Origin of the sequence: Novosphingobium sp. RL4 (assembly GCF_035658495.1) — a bacterium.
In the GTDB taxonomy this organism is placed as follows: Bacteria; Pseudomonadota; Alphaproteobacteria; order Sphingomonadales; family Sphingomonadaceae; genus Novosphingobium.
In genome coordinates this window covers 883,848-901,571 of sequence record NZ_CP141945.1, presented here as the reverse complement: position 1 = coordinate 901,571, position 17,724 = coordinate 883,848, and the positions used below count along the sequence as shown (strand labels likewise).

The window sequence follows — 17,724 nt, the reverse complement described above, 5'->3', positions numbered from 1 at the left end:
GGGGAGATACTTGCGGCGGCTGTTCACCGTGCTGGCGGCGGGGCTGCTCGTTGCCGGGTGCGGCGGTTCGGGCAAGCAGGAGGCCGGGCACAGCAAGCTGCGCTGGGCCTTCATGCTGCCCACCTCGTGGGACCCGGTGACCAGCCGCACCGGCGCGGATATCAATACGATCAGCCTGGCCTATGCCTCGCTCACCCGTCTCGACAAGCAGGGCGAGGCCCAGCCGGGCCTCGCGCAGAAGTGGCGCTTTTCCGATGATGGCAAGGCGCTGACCTTCGATCTGCGCAAGGGGCTGACGTTCTCGGACGATACCGTGCTGGATGCGGCGGCGGTCAAGGCCTTCTACGACCGGGCGCTGTCCCAGAAGGATTCCTTCATCAAGCGCGATCTTGGCGGTGTGGAAAGCGTTTCCGCCGATGGACCGCTGGCGGTGACCTTCCACTTGCGCGAGCCCGACTACCAGCTTCCCACTATTCTCGCCGGCCGCGTCGGCGCGATTGCCAGTCCGACCGCTGCAGCGAAGGACAAGGCGAAACTGGCGCTCTGGCCGGTCGGCGCGGGGCCGTTCCGCATCACCGAATTCGTGCCGGAATCGCACGCCTACTTCGAGAAGAACCCCGGCTACTGGGACGCCGCGAACATCCATATCGACCGCTTCGAACTGACCAATGCACCGGACCCGGCCACGGTGATCGCCGCGCTGCTTTCCGGTTCCATCGACGTGGCCGGACGCATTCCCCCGCGCCGCGTGGAAGAGGCGAAGGGCAGGGGGCTGACCGTCGCCATTGCGCCCTCGCTCAATGTCCGCGACGTTTCGATCAACCGCAACCGGCCGCCGTTCGATAATCCCAGGGTGGTGGAAGCGCTGCGCTATGCCTTCGACCGCGACGAGTTCATCAGGACCGTTACAGCCGGGCTCGCGACGGTCTCGCACCAGCCGTTCCCCGCCGGGAACGCCGCCTTCGATGCCAGTGTCGAAAAGCTCTGGGGCTACGATCCGGGCAAGGCTCGCGCGCTGCTGCGCGAGGCGGGATATCCGCCGGGCAAGCTCGCTATCGAGATCGCCGTCAACCCGGTAATGAACGACGGCCTGCCCGAACTCGTGCAGGCGCAGCTTGCCCGCGTGGGTGTGAAATCGACGCTGCGCATCGTTCCGCCCGGCTCCTCCACCTGGCAGAGCGAGGTCTATATCGCCAAGCGCCCGGCCCTCGCGCTGGATGGCACCATCGGCCGGGAATCCCCGGTGCAGAACCTGCTGGCGACTTATGGCCCTGAAGGCATCATGAACCTCAGCGGGCCTTATGCGGCGCCCGCGTTCCTCCAGGCGCTGGATGCGGTGCGGCGCACGCCGACAAGCGATCCGGCCTATGCCGCGCGCCTCCACGCTGCGGTCCGCGCCGGGGTGGAGCAGTCGCCCAGCAACTACCTCTACAGCGAGCCGTGGATCGTCGGCGCGCGGGCGGGGGTGAAGAACCTCAACATCCTGCCCTCGCAGATCCGCTGGGAAGGCGTGACCGTGCAATGACCGCGCGCACAGTCCCAGCCGTTCCCGGCCACGCATGGGCCGTGCGCCTGCGCCATGGCCGCGCCTTGCTCGGCTTCACCGGCTCGACCCTGCTGATCGCGGTGCCGGTGTTCTTTCTGGCGACGCTCATCACTTTCCTGCTCGGCGTGGCGAGCGGGCTGGACCCCGCCGCCGGGCTGGCCGGAGACAGTCCCACGCCCGAAATGATCGCGCAGATCCGCGCGCAGTTCGGCCTGGATAGGCCGGTCCCCGTCCAGTACCTCGACTGGATGGGCGGGGTGCTTCACGGCGATCTTGGCACTTCGTGGTTCAACGGGGTTCCCGTTACCGAACTGATCCTCCAGCGCCTGCCGGTCAGCCTCTCGATCGCGGGCGGGGCGCTGCTGATCGGCGTGGGGTTGGGGACGGCGCTGGGGATCGCCTCGGCGGCGCGGCAAGGCGGCTGGCTCGACCGTATGGTGACGGTCTTCGCCTCGACCGCCGCCTCGCTGCCGCCGTTCGTTGTCGCCATTGCGATGATCCTGCTGTTCAGCCTCTGGCTCGAACTGCTGCCCTCGGCCGGTTACATCCCGCCTTCGGAGGATGTGGCAGGCTGGCTGCGCTCGATCGCGATCCCGGCCATGGCGCTGAGCGTCGATGTCGTGGCCGAGCTCGCGCGCCAGCTTCGCACCGGCCTCGTCGCCGCACTCTCGGACAATTACGTGACCGGGGCCGTCGTTCGCGGGCTTTCGCCCCGGCGCATCCTGTTCGTCCATGTCCTGCGCAACGGCGCCGGCCCGGCTCTCTCCATACTGGCGCTGCGCGTGCCCATGCTGATCGGCGGTGCGGTGGTGAGCGAGGCGATCTTCAATATGCCCGGCATGGGCCGCCTCGCCGCCGATTCCGCGCTGCGCGGCGATGTGCCGGTGGTGCAGGGAACGCTCGTCGTTTCCATCGTGCTGGTTCTCGCCAGCAACCTTCTGATCAACGTGCTGCTGGGCGTCCTCCAGCCCGCCTCGCGCCGTAGGAGCTGACAGGATGACACTTGTGCGAAATGCCGCAGTGCCCTTGGCTTTCCTTGCGCTGATCGTCGTTCTCGCGGCGCTTGGCCCCGTCATCGCCCCGCACGATCCGCTCGCGCAGGACGGCAGAGCGATCCTGCAAGGCCCCGGCCCGGCTTACTGGCTCGGCACCGATGCGTTGGGGCGCGACGTGTTCAGCCGGCTGCTGGCGGGCTCCACGGTTTCGATACTGGCCGCCGTGCTTTCGGTGGGTGTGGGTCTTCTGCTCGGCGTGGTGCCGGGGGTGCTGTCCGTCTTCCTGGGAAGGCGGGCGGAATGGATCAGCCTGAGGCTGGTGGATGCGCTCATCATGTTGCCGTTCCTGGTCTTCGCGATCGCGATGACGGCCATGCTCGGCAACGGCCTTGTCCAGGCCATGTTCGCGGTGGGCGTGCTGATCGCGCCTGCTTTCTACCGGGTGAGCCGCGCCGCCGCGCTATCGGTCGCCAACAGCGACTATATCGAGGCGGCACGGCTGGGCGGCGCTTCGACGGCATGGATCATCCGCCGCCACGTCATCGCTAAAGTCCTGCCGGTGGTGGCGGTCACGACCGCTTCGATGACGGGCGCCTGCCTTTCCATCGTCGCTTCGCTGACCTTTCTCGGCATCGGCGTGGTCCCGCCCGACCCGACCTGGGGCGGCGAGCTCGCCAGCGACCTGACCACGCTTTACGACCGGCCCTTCGGCCCCTTCGCGCCGGGCCTGTTGATCGTGGCGACAGTGTGGTCGCTCAACGCGCTCGCGGACGCGATGCGTCGCAGCGATCCCCGCATTCCGGAGATACGGCCATGATCCAGCAGAACAACGTCGTCACTTTCGGACCGCGCGCACCCGTTGCGCCTGCCGCGCCGCTGTTGTCGGTACGCGGCCTGACCATCGCCGGGGCCGATGGCCGGATGATCGTGCGGGGCGTGGATTTCGAGATTCCGCGCGGCGGCACGCTTGGCATCGTCGGGGAATCCGGCAGCGGCAAGTCGCTCACCTGCCGGGCCGTCCTTGGCGTGCTGCCTCCCGGAACCGCCGTGACCTCCGGCACTATTCGCTACCGGGACACCGACCTCTCGCGGTTGAGCGGCCGCGACTGGAAACCCCTTCGCGGGACCGAGCTGAGCGCGGTGTTCCAGGATGCGGGTTCCTACCTCAACCCGTCGATCCCGGTGGGCCGCCAGATCGTGGAGGCTATGCGTGCGGTCCTTCCGCTTTCACGCCGGGAAGCGAAAGAGCGGGCGCTGGCCCTGCTCGCCCGTGTGGGGTTCGCGGAGCCGGAGACGGTATTCCGCCAGTATCCCTTCGAACTGTCGGGCGGCATGGTGCAGCGTGTGCTGATCGCCATCGCGGTCTGCGCCGGGCCGCGCCTGCTGATCGCCGACGAGGCGACCACCGCCCTCGACGTTACGGTGCAGGCCGAAGTCCTGCGCCTGATCGAAGACTTGCGCCGTGAACAGGACCTCACCCTCGTCATGGTTTCCCACGATCTCGCCGTGGTGGCGCAGACCTGCGATCAGGTGATCGTCATGCGCGAGGGCGAGATCGTCGAGGCGGGCGCCACGCGGGAGGTGCTGGACCGGCCGCGCCATGCCTATACCCGCAGCCTGATCGAAACGCATCATGCCACCTCGCTGGAAGCCGGGCAGAACGCGCCACCGCCGCAAGCGGCCGCGCCGCTCCTGCGGATCAGCGGGCTTCGGGCAGGCTATGGGCAAGGCACGGTGCTGGACGGGATCGATCTCGAACTGGCGCGCGGCGAAATCCTCGGGCTGATCGGGGAAACCGGCTCCGGCAAGACCACGCTCCTGCGGTCGATCCTTGGCCTCGTTCGCCCTGCCGAAGGTTCGATTGTGCTCGGCGGCGAACCGCTGGAGCGGCTGGCGGGGCGTGAACTGATGGCGTTTCGCCGCAGCAACCGGCTGCAATATGCCTTCCAGGATCCCCTGCGCAGCCTCGATCCCGATATCACCATCGCCGGTTCGGTGGGCGAAGGGCTGGACATTCGCGGCGGCATCGACCGCATCGAGCGGTCGCGATTGGTGAATGCCGCGCTGGAGGCCGCCGGACTCGATCCCGCACTGGGCTGCCGCCTGCCGCGCCACCTTTCAGGCGGTCAGCGCCAGCGCGCGGTGATCGCGCGGGCGCTCGTGCTCGATCCGCAAGTGATCCTGCTCGATGAACCGGTCAGCGCGCTCGATGCCGTGAACCGCATCCACGTCCTGCAACTGCTCGAACGGCTCGCACGGGAGCGCGGCATTGCGCAGATATTCATCTCGCACGACCTCGGCTCGGTGGCTGGCATCGCGCACCGGGTGGCCGTGCTCCACCGCGGCAGGATCGTGGAGACCGGACCGACCGGGCAGGTGCTCTCGCATCCGTCGCATCCCTATACCCGCGCCCTGATCGCCGCTGCGCCGAAGCTTGCGGAACCCGGCACCGGCGGCGCGCTGCGCCTATCTCCCAACAGCTTGTGAAAGGCATGACGATGGCACGCGATAAGCTCAAGTTCGGAGCCGTCCTGATCGGGGTCGGCGATGCATCCGGCAAGGAACTGTGGCGCGATCCGGCGGTCCCGCTCGATGCCAGTGTGGATATAGACTGGTACATCCGGCAGGCGCGGGAGGCGGAAGACGCCCGGTTCGACTTCGTGTTCATCGTCGACAGCCAGTACATCACACCGGATTTCCCCAACCATCATCTCAACCGGCTGGAGCCGCTGACCCTGCTGTCGGCGGTCGCCACGGCGACGCAGCGGATCGGTCTGGTGGCGACCATCAGCACCACCTACAGCGAGCCCTTCGATATCGCCCGGCGGCTCGCCTCGCTCGACCTCATCAGCAAGGGGCGGGCCGGGTGGAACATCGTGACCAGCCAGGACCCCGGCACGGCAGGCAATTTCAGCCGCACCGGGCATGGCGACTACGAAACCCGCTATCGCCGCGCGTCCGAAGCGGTGGAGGTGGTGCAGGGCTTATGGCAATCCTACGAAGAAGGCGCCTTCGCGCAGGACAAGACGGCCGCGCGGTTCCTCGATCCGGCGCGGCAGCACCGGCTAGACCATCGCGGCGAGTTCTTCAGCGTTTCCGGCCCGCTCAACATCCAGCGCTCGCGCCAGGGGCAGCCGCCGCTGGTTCAGGCGGGAACATCGCCGCAGGGCCGCGAACTGAGTGCGCAAGTCGCCGATATCGTGTTCAGCTTCGCGCGCAATCAGGCAGAGGCGCTGGAGCTTGCCACGGACGTGCGGGCTCGTGCCCGGCGATATGGCAGGGCCCCGGAAAGCCTGCTGTTCATCCCCGCGCTCAGCGTGACGATCGCCGATACAGACGAAGCGGCACGGCGGAAATTCGAGGCGCGCCAGACGGCAGGAGACCTGCGCGCGCAGCTGGCGTCGCTTTCAAGGCAGTTCGCCGGTCATGACTTTTCCGGCTATGATCTGGACGCACCGTTCCCGGAAATCGCTTCGGGCGGCGAGGCTGCCGGAATTCGGCGCTTCCACGAAGACCTCGAAGCCGCGCGCCGGGAGGGGCGCACCCTGCGGCAGGTGCTGGCGGACGTGGGATCGGCATGGCTGCGGCTGGCGGGATCGCCGGTCACGATCGCCGACGAGATCGAGCGCTGGCATGCCAGCGGCGCGGCGGACGGTTTCAATGTCTTCGTCCAGCATCCCGACGACTGGGCGCGCTTCCGCGCCGAAGTGGTGCCGATCCTCGCCGCGCGCGGGCTTTTCAGGGACGACTATTCGGCGGATACGCTGCGCGGCAATCTCGGACTGGAAATCGCCCCAAGCCGCCATTCCGCCGAGCACCGCACCCTTGAGAAGGGCGCGGCGGTGGATTTTGCGACCCAGGTCATAAACTCATAAACGGTACCATCGAGGTTTGAGGCAAAATGGCTCAGCGCCAGGAGGGAAGGCGACGGAATATGTCGATATTTCAAGACTTCCCGACGCAGCGATGGGCCATTTTGGTCAAATCCCGAAGGGACGCCCAAATGGCTTCCATCTCGGACCGACGCTACCTTGGACGGGCAACCAGCCCGCCCGGCGGCAGCTTCGGCCCGAGCTGTTCGCCATTTGGGCGCCTCGATGGTGCCGTTTATGAGTTTATGACCTAGTTCAGATCTCGTATTCGAGCTGCATGGCGAACGGTGCCGAGGAAACGGGCTGGGTCTGGCGAGGCTGGCGGCGGGTCATCTCGCCGTGAAGCTTCCTGATCATGTTGCTGCCGGTCCGGGTATGGAAGCCCGGAATGAACCCGTGAATGATCGTGCCGAGCCCGGCGAGGATCATGAGCAGGCCGAAGCGGCCGGCCACATAGAAATGCTCGCCGTAAGTCTCGTTTACCGCTTCGGGATGGTCGACGAATAGTTTTCTGAGCATTTCAGGCTCCTGTCGAACTGGAGGGAACCCGCGCCCTCAGGCGGTCGGCGGGTAGGGATGATGGCCGAAGACCCAATGGGTGCGCGCATCGGACGGCGCTTCGACGAGAAGCACTTGTGCCCGGTGCCCGTTCATCCCGGCCTGGTGCGCGGCATCGACAGCCCGGTTGAGGGCATCGCGCTGGTTGGCGAAAGCTTCGAGGATCAGCCCGTGCAGGCTGACGGCCCATTCCATGCCCTTGCGGACGACGTGAAAATCGCTGTGCATGATGGTCGTTCTCCCTTCTACTGATGTGTTCAGGCGATGTGTTCAAGACAGGCGATAGCTCGCTTCGTGTATTGTCAACTTTAATGGTAGAGAAGGCCGAGTCAATGGCCTTGAGCGGACGGATCGCCGGGGCGCGCACGGTTCGTCGGCTTCCCGCCACCGGTCGGCGAAGGCGCTGGACGGTGGCTCTAACGCCGCCCGGACCGTTTGGGGCGCAAGGCGTCGCGCATGGCGAAACTGGAGCTGATACGGGTTACACCCGGCATCCGGGACAGGATTTCGCCGTGGATCGTCTCATAGGCGGCCACGCTGTCCGTACGGACGCGAAGCCAGTAGTCGACATCGCCCGTCATCAGGAAGCATTCGCGAATTTCCGGACACTGGCGCACTGCGTGCTCGAACTTCGAAAGGTATTCCTCGGTCTGGCGGTCCAGCGTGACCTGCACGAGGACATCGACCCCGCGCTCGTCTTCCTCTCCGCTCCCGGTGATGACCGTGTAGCCCCGGATCACGCCGCGTTCTTCCAGGATCCGGATGCGGCGATGGCAGGCTGAGGCCGAGAGGCCGACCTCCGTGGCGATTTCCGAGTTGGGGCGGCGGGCATTGAGCCGCAGCAGGCGGATGATGGTGCGGTCGATGGAATCGAGTGGTTCTGACATCGTTCTGAATCTGCCGAATGATCGTGCGAAATTATCGCAATCTTCGCAAGGTTGACGCAAGATTGGGAGCCTATTTCGTATAACCGTCGATAATCTGCGAGGAAAGGAGGGCTGCATGACGACATTGGCTACGGCAGGTGCCGTGCTCCGGATCGATCTCGGTGCATTGGTGGAGAACTACGCTATAGTCGGGCGGCAGGTCGCGCCTGCGCGGGTGGCGGCGGTGGTCAAGGCAGATGCCTATGGCATCGGCGCGGCACGGGCGGTGGATGCATTGGCCGATGCCGGGTGCAGGACGTTCTTCGTCGCCGTGCTCGACGAGGCGGCAGCGCTCATGCCCTTGCTGCCGCCGGAAGCGGAATTGTTCGTCCTCAACGGTCTTCAGCCCGGCGCGGAGGCGGAATGCGCCGCGATCGGGGCGATCCCCGTGCTCAATTCGCTCGATCAGATCGACCGCTGGTCCAGCCTCGCCCGGGCGCGAGGCCAGTGGCTGCGCGGGGCCTTGCAGGTCGATACCGGCATGTCGCGGATGGGAATGTCGCCGCAGGAGGTCGCCCTTCTCCTTGGCGAGCCGGACCGTCTGCGCGGTGTGAAGCCGGCCATGCTGATGAGCCACTTCGCCTGCGCCGACGAACCGGACCATCCCTTCAACGGCGAGCAGGCCGCGTGTTTCTCGCGCATCGCGAGCGGTTTTCCCGGCCTTCCCCGCGCGCTCGACAATAGCGGCGGGGCTTTCCTTGCGCAGGACCACCTCGACATCGTGCGTGCCGGGATCGCCCTTTACGGCGGCGCCCCGCATGGCGGCGCGAACCCGATGCGCGCGGTAGTGTCGCTGGAGGCGCGGATCGCCCAGCTTCGCACGGTTCCGGTGGGAACGGGGATCGGCTACGGCCTTACGCATCGCGCCCTGCGGGAAACGCGGATCGCGACGATACCGGTCGGCTATGCCGACGGATTGCCGCGCACGCTGGGCAACCGCGGAAGCGCTTTCGTTGCGGGCATTCGGGTGCCGATGGTGGGCCGGGTGTCGATGGACAGCATTACTCTGGACGTCACCGACGTGCCGGAGCGCCACCTTCGCCCCGGCGCGCCGGTCGAGATCCTCGGCCCGAACCAGACGATCGACGATCTGGCCCGCGATGCCGGCACGATTTCCTACGAGATTCTAACCCAGCTCAGCCGCCGCTACGCAAGAGACTATGTCCCGGCGGCCGGTCTGGCACTGCGGAGCGTCGCACGATGAAAGTTGCGGTACTGGGAAGCGGCGTGATCGGCGTCACCTCTGCATGGTATCTGGCGCGGGCTGGGCACGAGGTCGTCGTCATCGACCGGCAGCCCGGCCCCGCTCTGGAAACCAGCTTCGCGAATGCCGGGGAGATTTCGCCGGGCTATGCCTCGCCCTGGGCCGCCCCCGGCATTCCGGCAAAGGCCCTGCGATGGCTGTTCATGGAACATGCGCCGCTCGTCCTGCGGCCACGCCCGGACATGGCGATGCTCCGCTGGCTGGCGGCGATGCTGGGCAATTGCAACGCGCGGTCCTACGCCGTGAACAAGAGCCGCATGGTCCGCCTCGCGGAATTCAGCCGCGACCAGCTGATCGAACTGCGCCGGGAAACCGGCATCCGCTACGACGAACGCAGCCAGGGGACGTTGCAGCTGTTTCGCGAGCAGAAGCAGATGGACGGGATCGCCAAGGATATCGCGGTCCTGGAGGCGGACGGGGTTCCCTTCGAAGTGCTCGACCGGGCAGGATGCCTGGCGGCGGAACCGGGGCTGGCGGCAAGCGAGGCCCGGCTGGTGGGCGGCTTGCGGTTGCCGAACGACGAGACCGGGGACTGCTTCAAGTTCACCAATGCGCTGGCAGGAATGGCGCGCGACGCGGGCGTACGGTTTGTCCACGATACCGCGATCACCGGCCTGTCCCGATCCGGCGGACGGATAGACCATGTCGTGACGGCGGCGGGAAAGCTGGTTGCCGATGCCTATCTCGTGGCGCTGGGCAGCTATTCGCCCCAACTCCTGGCGCCTCTGGGCATTCGGCTGCCCGTCTATCCGGTGAAGGGCTATTCGATCACCGTGCCGGTGTCCGATCCCGCGCTCGCGCCGGTATCGACCCTGCTCGATGAAAGCTACAAGGTGGCGATCACCCGGCTGGGCGATCGCATCCGCGTGGGCGGAATGGCGGAAATCTCGGGCTTCTCCAGGGATCTGCCGCAAGCGCGGCGCACCACGCTGGAGTATTCGCTGGGGTCGCTGTTCCCCGGCGCGGGCGATGTGTCCAAGGCTTCGTTCTGGAGCGGCCTGCGCCCTATGACGCCCGACAGTACGCCGGTGATCGGGCCTACCGGCATATCCAACCTCTTCCTCAATACCGGCCACGGCACGCTCGGCTGGACGATGGCCTGCGGTTCCGCCCATGTGATCGCCGACATCATCGGCGGCCGGGCGCCCGCCATCGAGGCTGCCGACCTCGCCATCTCCCGCTATTGAACCCGAGTTTCCATCCAGAATCGCCAGGAGTTGATTGCATGACCATTACCCGCATCGAACAGGGCCCGCGCATGAGCGAGGCTGTCATTCACGGCGATACGATCTATCTCGCGGGGCAGGTCGGCGAGCCCGGCGATGACGTGACCGCCCAGACCCGCACCGCGCTTGCCGAGATCGAAGCTCTGCTGAAGCAGGCCGGCAGCAGCAAGAACCACTTGCTCTCGGCAACCATCTGGCTGGCCGACATCGCCGATTTCGAGAAAATGAACGCGGTTTGGGACGACTGGATCGCCGATGCACCGGCTCCTGCCCGCGCCACCGGCGAATCCCGTCTGGCCTCGCCCGACTACAAGGTCGAGATCATCGTCATCGCCGCACGCGCCTGAGGGAACTGGCTGTCAGCCGCCGTGGGGGTCGAGTTGCCCGGCGAGGGCAACCACCCCCACGATCCCGAGCCCGCAGGCCGTTTCCAGCATCAGCGAAAGGCGCAGCCGCCGGGCTGCGCCCGGCGTGCGGCGTTCAAGCGCGGGCACCAGCCGCCAGCGGTTATCGGCGGCGAGTGCGAGCATGGCGAGGAACAGCGCGAATTTCAGCGCGATCAATCGCGGCCACCAGCCTGAAGGCAGCCCGCCCGCACCGCCGATAAGCCATGCATTGGCCAGTCCGGTCAGGAACAGCATCGCGACGATCACGGTGCCGGTCCGCGCGAAAGCGGACAGTGCGGCGATAACGGCGGTGTCCTTTCGCCGGCCTCGGCCCATCGGCGCGGTAAGGAAAGCGAATAGCGCGCCCAGCCACAGCGCGGCGGCGCCCAGATGCAGCACGTCGCTGGCCCGGAGCAGCACGCCCCAGGGCGCTTCGCCCGCGCCGGCATGACCTGCCCATGCGGCGCTGGCAAGCGCGGCAAGGGCTAGCGGTGCAAGCAGCAGCGGCGCGGGGCGCAGCGCCAGCAGCACGAGGAAGGCGGTCAGGGCGGCGGCGCGCAAGGTCAGCAGTAGCCCGAGCGGCGTTGCCTGAAGCACGGCGGTAAAAGTGGCGGTATCGAGATCGCCGATCGCGAGGCCCGCCATGGCCGCGACATTGGCAAGCGCCCACCACAGCGAGGTGATGAGCGCGCCCGCCGCGAGCAGCATCAGCGCAGCTCGTTCGCCTCCGCCGAAGCGGGCGCGGCGCTGGATCAGGGCGTGAAAAGGCAGCCCTGCCGCCGCGAGCAGCAGCACATAGCTGGCAAGGCGCGCGGCAACGAGGCTGCCCGTTTCCATGGGATCAGCGGACCGTGAAGCCGTAGCTGCCTTCGATGCGGTGCTGGTCGGCGGCGACCGCGTGCCAGGTCAGTTCGTAGGTTCCGGTGGGAAGCGGGCGGGGCAGGGCTATGGTCATCGTCTTGCCCTTGGCCCTGGCGGCAATCCCCTTGATCGGCATCGGTTTGTGATCGGCCATGCCCGGCATCCCGGTCATCACCAGGTCGATGCCGGAGAGCGGCGCGACGAGGTCTTCGGAGAAGGTCAGGGTGATCGAGGTGGGCTTCGCCACCGCCGAATTGGCGGCGGGCGTGGCGCTCAGCAGCTTGGGATGCGCCAGCGCAAGGGAAGGAAAGGCGGCCAGCATGACGGCGGCAGCGGCGGCAAGTGCAGTGAGACGCATGGGTTAGCTCCGGTTCCATGCCCGGGGGACGATGCCTTCCGGGCTTGCAGGACATCATACGCGCCGCCCGGCCTCATCCCTTGCCGCGGCCCACGGCAATTTCGCGGGCGCGCGGCGCGGCGGTTCAATCCCCGAACAGGTTCTGGATCGGGAAGTGATGCTTGATGAACGGCGATTTGATGACGATGTAGCTGAAGTACTTTTCGATGCCGTAATCGTTTTCGAGCATTTCCTCGATGAGCGACTGGTAATGCGTGACGCCGCGCGCGACGAATTTCAGGAGGTAGTCGTACCCGCCGCTGACCAGGTGGCATTCGACGATTTCGTCGATCTTGGCGATCCGGGTTTCAAAGCGGGAAAAGTCCCCGCGCCGGTGCTCGCCCAGCGTCACTTCGGTGAAGACGGTGAGGAATTCGCCCAGCTTGTTGAGATTGATGTGCGCGCCGTAACCGGTGATGTAACCGGCCGTTTCCAACCGCTTGACCCGGGTGAGGCAAGGGCTGGGAGACAGGCCGACAGCATCGGAAAGCTCGACATTGGTGATACGCCCCGCTTCCTGAAGCTTGGCGAGGATCTTGAGGTCGATCCGGTCAAGTTTGGGGCCTATCGCCATGTCGTCTTTTTCCTTGTCAGCAACCCGTCGCGGCACGGATGTCGGGCATCTCCAGCAGCGCGTCGAGAGCACCTTCCACGCGATCGAATATCATGTCCATCTCGCTCGACGTGCAGCTCAGGGCGGGCGCGAAACCTATCACCGCATTTCCGAAGCAGCGCACGATCACGCCCTTTTCCCAGGTAAGCGCGGAGAGCCGCCCGCCGATGTCCAGCGCAGTGTCGAACCCGGCCTTGGAGCCCTTGTCGCTGACCAGTTCGATGGCGCCTAGCAGGCCGCGTCCGCGCGTATCGCCCACCAGCGGATGTTCGCGCATGCGTTCGAGATGCTGTGCGAAACGAATGCCCGTGCGTTCGCCGTTCTCGAGCAGTCCCCCCTCCTGGTACAGCCGCAGCACCTCCAGCGCGATCGCGGCGCTTACCGGATGGCCGGAGTAAGTGAAGCCGTGCCCGATCGGCAGGCTTTCGGGCGCGGCGTCGGCGATGGTTTCATAGATGTGATCGGCCATGAGCACGGCGCCCATCGGCGCGTAGCCCGAGGTGAGGCCCTTGGCGAGGGTCATGAAATCGGGCGAGACGTCTTCCGCCTCGCAGGCGAACATCGGGCCGGTGCGCCCGAAGCCGGTGATGACCTCGTCCACCAGCATCAGGATGCCCAGTTCGTCGCAAGCCTGCCGCAGGGCCTTGAGCCAGCCCCTGGGCGGCACGATGACGCCGCCCGAACCCTGGATCGGCTCGCAGCAGAATGCCGCCACGTTGTCCGCCCCGAGTTCGGTGACCTTTGCCTTGAGCGCGGCCACGCTGGAGGCGATCACCGCCGCGTCGTCATGGCCCTCCGGGTGGCGGTAGGGATAGGGCGATGCGATGTGGTGCTGCCAGCGGCGGGGCAGATCGAACCCGCGATGGAAGTTGGCCAGCGCGGTCAGCCCCGCACCGTTCGAACTGGAGCCGTGGTAGCCCCATTCGAGGGCGATGAAATGCTTCTTCTGCGGTTTGCCGATGGCATTGAAGTAGTGGACGATATAGCGGATCGCGCTGTCCACCGCGTCCGAACCGCCCAGCGTGAAGTAGACGTGGCCAAGTCCTTCCGGGGCGAGCCGGGTCAGTTCGTGGGCCAGGCGGATCGCCGGCTCGTTGCCGAAGTGGAAGTAGCCGGTGGCATAAGGCAGCCGCCGCATCTGTTCGGCGGCGACCTCGACGATGCTCTCCCGCCCGTAGCCCACATTGACGCACCACAGACCGGCGAACGCGTCTAGCACCCGCCGCCCGTCGACATCGGTAAGCCACATGCCCTCACCCGATTGCAGGATGCGGGCGCCGTGGCGTTCATGGCCCCGGAACGATGTGACCGGATGGATCAGGTGCCGGCGGTCCAGTTCCAGCAATCCCTGGTTATGACTGCGGGTGATAGGGGAAGTCTGAAGGTCTGTCATGGGAGACAGATTATGCCGTCGGTTCGGCCGGTTGCGCCGAAACGGGAGCGATCCGGCAGCAGGATCGCCAATTTGGGCGGGGGGCGCGGCATATTATGCCGCACCCGTTCCTAGAGGGATTCGGCGATCGCCTTGCCGCAGGAAAGCGTATCGGCGCTGCCGCCCAGATCGCCCGTCCTTCCGCTGGGCGAGACGAGCACGGCCTCGATCGCGGTCATGACCGCCGCTGCCGCTTCGGCTTCGCCGAGATGTTCGAGCATCATCGCGGCGGACCAGATCTGGCCGACCGGATTGGCGATCCCCTTGCCGGCGATATCGGGCGCTGAGCCGTGGACCGGCTCGAAGAGAGAGGGGTGCGTGCCCTCGGGATTGATATTGCCCGAAGGGGCAACGCCGATGGTTCCGGTGCAGGCGGGGCCGAGATCGCTCAGGATATCCCCGAAGAGATTGGAGGCGACGACCACGTCGAAGCGCTGCGGATTGAGCACGAACTGCGCGGTCAGGATGTCGATGTGATACTTGTCATGCGTGACATCCGCGAATTCGCGGGCGATCGCTTCCACCCGGCCGTCCCAGAACGGCATGGTGATGGCGATCCCGTTGGATTTGGTGGCGCTGGTCAGGTGCCGGCGTTCACGGCGGCTGGCGAGGTCGAAGGCATAGCGCAGCACGCGGTCAACGCCGAAGCGGGTCATCACGGTTTCCTGGATCACCACCTCGCGGTCGGTGCCCGCGAACATGTGCCCGCCGACCGAACTGTACTCCCCCTCGGTATTTTCGCGCACGACCCAGAAATCGATGTCGCCCGGCTTGCGGCCGGCGAGCGGGCAGGGAACGCCGGGCATGAGCCGGACAGGACGCAAATTGACGTACTGGTCGTATTCGCGGCGGAACTGGAGCAGCGATCCCCAGAGCGAGACATGGTCGGGAACGGTGTCGGGCCAGCCTACCGCGCCGAAGAACAGCGCGTCGACCCGGCCGATGCGCGCCTTCCAGTCCGCGGGCATCATCTCTCCGTGGCGAAGATAGTAATCGCAGGACGCGAAGTCGTGCCACTGGAGATCGAGTTCGAAACCGAAGCGGCTTGCCGCGGCTTCGAGCACGCGCACGCCTTCCGGCATGACCTCCTTGCCGATGCCGTCACCGGGGATGACGGCAATCGAGTATTTCCGGGCGGCGTTCACGGGCTGGACCTTTCTCAAACGTGTCGGAACAACGAAAAAAGGCGGCGATGGCCGCCGGGAGGGTCAGAAATCGAGGCCGCCGATGTGGAAGGCCTTGGTCTCCAGATATTCCTCGATCCCGGCCTGTCCGCCTTCGCGGCCGAGCCCGGACTGCTTGATGCCGCCGAACGGCGCCATTTCCATGGCAATGCTGCCGGTGTTGAGCCCGATCATGCCGGCTTCAAGCCGTTCCGCGACGCGAAACGCGCGGGCAAGATCGCGTGTGAAGAAATAGCTGGCCAGTCCGTAAGGCGTGTCGTTGGCAAGGTTCATCGCCTCGTCCTCGGAAGCGAAACGGAACAGCGGGGCGATCGGGCCGAACGTTTCCTCGCAGGCCAGCTTCATGCCGGGTTCCGCCCCGGTCACGACCACCGGCCGCACGAAATTGCCGCCCTCCCGGCCCGATCCCCGCGCCGAGATCCGCCCGCCTCGCGCCAGCGCATCGGCGAGGTGACTTTCGACCTTCTCGGCCGCTGCGGCATTGATGAGCGGACCGGTGGTGGAGGCGCCATCGAAGCCCGGTCCGCAGTGCAGCGCCGATACGGCGGCTTCCAGGCGGCGCGCGAACGCGTCGTGGACGGCATCGTGGACGAGGATGCGGTTCGCGCAGACGCAGGTCTGGCCGGAATTGCGGAACTTGCTGACCATGGTTGCCCGCACGGCGAGGTCGAGGTCGGCATCCTCGAACACCACCAGCGGGGCGTTGCCGCCCAGTTCGAAGCTCAGCCGCTTCAGCGTGCCCGCGCACTGCCGCATCAGCATGGCACCGACGCGGGTGGAGCCGGTGAAGGACAGCTTGCGGACCGCCGGGCTGGAACAGATCGCGTCGCCAATGGCGTCGGGGCGGCCGGTGACGACATTGATGACGCCTGCCGGAATGCCCGCCCGCAGTGCAAGGTCGGCAAGGGCGAGCGCGGTGAAGGGGGTGAGATCGGAAGGCTTGATGACCACCGGGCATCCGGCAGCCAGGGCAGGCGCGCATTTGCGCGTTATCATCGCCGCCGGAAAGTTCCACGGCGTGATCGCGGCGCTGACGCCGACAGGCTCCGCGAAGACGAGGACGCGGCGGTCGGCCTCCGGGCTGGCGACATTGCGTCCTCCCACCCGGCGTCCCTCTTCGGCGAACCACTTGATGAAGCTGGCGGCATAGGCGATTTCGCCGCGCGCCTCGGCCAGCGGCTTGCCCTGCTCGGCTGTCATGATGCGCGCAAGGTCTTCGGTGCGCGCAAGGACAAGCGCGTGCCAGCTTTCGAGCAGGCGGGCGCGTTCATGCGCGGTCCTTGCGCGCCAGCCCGGCCAGGCGGCGCCGGCGGCGGCAATGGCGGCTTCGGTTTCGCTTGTGCCGCAGTCCGGCACCGAGCCGATCGTGCGGCCGGTGGCGGGATCCTCGACGCTGACCGCCGCCGATCCGCAAGGCAACCACTCGCCGCCGATCAGCGCGGCTTCGCGAAACAGCGTGGGGTCGTCAAGCCGGGGGAGCCCGGTGGCATCCAGCGTGGCCATCAACCGAGCGCCTGCGAAACGAGCCCGAAAAGGCGGCATCGTTCGTCGAAGACCGGCGCGGTGCCGCGCACCATGGTGTGGACTTCGCCCACCTTGGGCAGGCCGATCTCTTCGAGCCATTCGGAGAAGCCGCTGTCGGCGGGCACGTCCAGCCGGCAGAACGAGCCCGCGTAAGCGCCGATCCAGTGGCTGGCGAGGGCCTTCGCGCCGGCAAGGTCGGGGGCGACGATCGGGCCGACCGACCAGCCGCGTCCGAACCGGCGCATGTTGGCGAAGCCCACCGGAACGTGGTCCTGCGCCAGCACCACGGCGCTGCCGCTGCGGCCAAGGCTTTCGAACAGCTTCCCGCGGCCCATGCCGGTGGCGCGGTCGTAAAGATGCGCAAGGTCGGAATCGGCGCCGCCCAGCGGCCGCACGCGTTCGCCGGGGCGCAGCTGCGCCAGCGGCACCATGCGTGCCGTGCCCTGATGTTGATGAATGCGGCCCAGGGGTTCGAATCCGAACTTGCGATAGAGCGGCGCACCTGCCTCGGTGGCGTTGAGCAGGACCGTGCAGCCGGCAAGGCGGCCCAGCATGGCCTCCATCATCCGGCGACCCAGTCCCCGGCCCTGAAATTCGTTGGCGACGATCACCATCCCCAGGGTGGCGAACGTCGGGGCATAGCGCCAGGCCATCGTGGTGCCGACGATCCGGCCTTCGCTTTCGGCTACCAGCCCTTCGCCAAGAGCGAGGTAGATTTCCCAGTCCTCGTGCCGATGCGGCCATTCCTGTTCGTAGGAAAGTTCGACGGTGCCGTTGACGTCGTCGGGGGTCATTTCGCGGATCAGAATCGTTTCTTCTACAGTCGCCATTGCTCGTTCCCTCTGGTTTTCGGGGGCCGTGGCCGGCCTTCTGATCTTGCCTCGCGCCGCGATTAGGCGCGGGCCCGTGGCATCGGGTGCCGCTGTTGCGCGCTCAACGG

General features: G+C 66.7%; 18 protein-coding genes. 8 read left to right on the top strand and 10 right to left on the bottom strand.

What is annotated here, in order from left to right; genetic code table 11:
* Positions 1–10: 10 nt before the first annotated feature.
* From U9J33_RS21140 to U9J33_RS21120, 5 genes are read left to right on the top strand one after another with little or no spacing between them, the layout of a single operon-like run.
* Positions 11–1,525, top strand: coding sequence for an ABC transporter substrate-binding protein (locus tag U9J33_RS21140; RefSeq protein ID WP_324699930.1), 1,515 nt, complete (start codon positions 11–13; stop codon positions 1,523–1,525).
* Positions 1,522–2,538: an ABC transporter permease gene (locus U9J33_RS21135; RefSeq protein WP_324699928.1), complete on the top strand. Its 1,017-nt coding sequence runs from the start codon at positions 1,522–1,524 to the stop codon at positions 2,536–2,538. The genes U9J33_RS21140 and U9J33_RS21135 overlap by 4 nt, the downstream gene beginning before the upstream one ends.
* A 4-nt stretch (positions 2,539–2,542) precedes the next feature.
* Positions 2,543–3,358 (top strand): ABC transporter permease, encoded by an 816-nt coding sequence (locus U9J33_RS21130; RefSeq protein WP_324699927.1) that lies wholly within the window; start codon positions 2,543–2,545, stop codon positions 3,356–3,358.
* On the top strand, positions 3,355–5,028 hold the full coding sequence (gene nikE, locus U9J33_RS21125; protein ID WP_324699926.1) for an ABC transporter ATP-binding protein: 1,674 nt from the start codon (positions 3,355–3,357) through the stop codon (positions 5,026–5,028). Before U9J33_RS21130 ends, nikE begins: the two co-directional genes overlap by 4 nt.
* Before the next feature lie 11 nt (positions 5,029–5,039).
* Entirely contained in the window at positions 5,040–6,416 is a 1,377-nt protein-coding gene (locus U9J33_RS21120) for an NtaA/DmoA family FMN-dependent monooxygenase (protein WP_324699924.1), read from the top strand.
* A 252-nt stretch (positions 6,417–6,668) separates the two neighbouring features.
* On the opposite strand, the gene U9J33_RS21115 is transcribed toward U9J33_RS21120, so the two are convergent.
* The 3 genes from U9J33_RS21115 to U9J33_RS21105 form a co-directional block, all read right to left on the bottom strand.
* Positions 6,669–6,932, bottom strand: a complete 264-nt coding sequence (locus tag U9J33_RS21115; protein ID WP_324699922.1) for a DUF6356 family protein — start codon at positions 6,930–6,932, stop codon at positions 6,669–6,671.
* A gap of 36 nt (positions 6,933–6,968) precedes the next feature.
* Complete coding sequence (locus U9J33_RS21110) at positions 6,969–7,199, bottom strand: hypothetical protein (protein ID WP_054438668.1); 231 nt, start codon at positions 7,197–7,199, stop codon at positions 6,969–6,971.
* Between the two features lie 188 nt (positions 7,200–7,387).
* Positions 7,388–7,858: an Lrp/AsnC family transcriptional regulator gene (locus tag U9J33_RS21105; protein ID WP_054438666.1), complete on the bottom strand. Its 471-nt coding sequence runs from the start codon at positions 7,856–7,858 to the stop codon at positions 7,388–7,390.
* A gap of 115 nt (positions 7,859–7,973) precedes the next feature.
* Between U9J33_RS21105 and alr the strand changes: the two genes are divergently transcribed.
* Genes alr through U9J33_RS21090 form a run of 3 tightly spaced genes read left to right on the top strand, consistent with a single transcriptional unit; the run spans position 7,974 to position 10,734 of the window.
* Positions 7,974–9,101 carry an alanine racemase gene (gene alr / locus U9J33_RS21100; protein WP_324699920.1) on the top strand — a complete coding sequence of 376 codons (1,128 nt, stop codon included), beginning with the start codon at positions 7,974–7,976 and terminating at the stop codon, positions 9,099–9,101.
* Positions 9,098–10,348, top strand: coding sequence for a D-amino acid dehydrogenase (locus tag U9J33_RS21095; protein ID WP_054438661.1), 1,251 nt, complete (start codon positions 9,098–9,100; stop codon positions 10,346–10,348). The genes alr and U9J33_RS21095 overlap by 4 nt, the downstream gene beginning before the upstream one ends.
* A 38-nt stretch (positions 10,349–10,386) precedes the next feature.
* Positions 10,387–10,734, top strand: coding sequence for a RidA family protein (locus U9J33_RS21090; protein ID WP_054438660.1), 348 nt, complete (start codon positions 10,387–10,389; stop codon positions 10,732–10,734).
* A gap of 12 nt (positions 10,735–10,746) precedes the next feature.
* Here the strand turns inward: U9J33_RS21090 and U9J33_RS21085 are convergent, their stop codons facing one another.
* The 7 genes from U9J33_RS21085 to U9J33_RS21055 all read right to left on the bottom strand — a co-directional run bounded on the left by U9J33_RS21085 (position 10,747) and on the right by U9J33_RS21055 (position 17,614).
* On the bottom strand, positions 10,747–11,610 hold the full coding sequence (locus U9J33_RS21085) for a CopD family protein (protein WP_324699918.1): 864 nt from the start codon (positions 11,608–11,610) through the stop codon (positions 10,747–10,749).
* Positions 11,611–11,614: 4 nt separating this feature from the next.
* Positions 11,615–11,992 carry a copper homeostasis periplasmic binding protein CopC gene (gene copC / locus U9J33_RS21080; protein ID WP_185999129.1) on the bottom strand — a complete coding sequence of 126 codons (378 nt, stop codon included), beginning with the start codon at positions 11,990–11,992 and terminating at the stop codon, positions 11,615–11,617.
* A gap of 124 nt (positions 11,993–12,116) precedes the next feature.
* Positions 12,117–12,605, bottom strand: coding sequence for an Lrp/AsnC family transcriptional regulator (locus U9J33_RS21075; protein ID WP_054438688.1), 489 nt, complete (start codon positions 12,603–12,605; stop codon positions 12,117–12,119).
* Positions 12,606–12,621: 16 nt separating this feature from the next.
* Positions 12,622–14,037 carry an aminotransferase class III-fold pyridoxal phosphate-dependent enzyme gene (locus U9J33_RS21070; protein ID WP_324699916.1) on the bottom strand — a complete coding sequence of 472 codons (1,416 nt, stop codon included), beginning with the start codon at positions 14,035–14,037 and terminating at the stop codon, positions 12,622–12,624.
* Positions 14,038–14,147: 110 nt separating this feature from the next.
* Positions 14,148–15,221 (bottom strand): tartrate dehydrogenase, encoded by a 1,074-nt coding sequence (locus U9J33_RS21065; RefSeq protein WP_324699915.1) that lies wholly within the window; start codon positions 15,219–15,221, stop codon positions 14,148–14,150.
* A gap of 63 nt (positions 15,222–15,284) precedes the next feature.
* Positions 15,285–16,763, bottom strand: coding sequence for an NAD-dependent succinate-semialdehyde dehydrogenase (locus tag U9J33_RS21060; RefSeq protein ID WP_324699914.1), 1,479 nt, complete (start codon positions 16,761–16,763; stop codon positions 15,285–15,287).
* Positions 16,763–17,614: a GNAT family N-acetyltransferase gene (locus tag U9J33_RS21055; protein ID WP_324699913.1), complete on the bottom strand. Its 852-nt coding sequence runs from the start codon at positions 17,612–17,614 to the stop codon at positions 16,763–16,765. Before U9J33_RS21055 ends, U9J33_RS21060 begins: the two co-directional genes overlap by 1 nt.
* Positions 17,615–17,724: the final 110 nt, after the last annotated feature.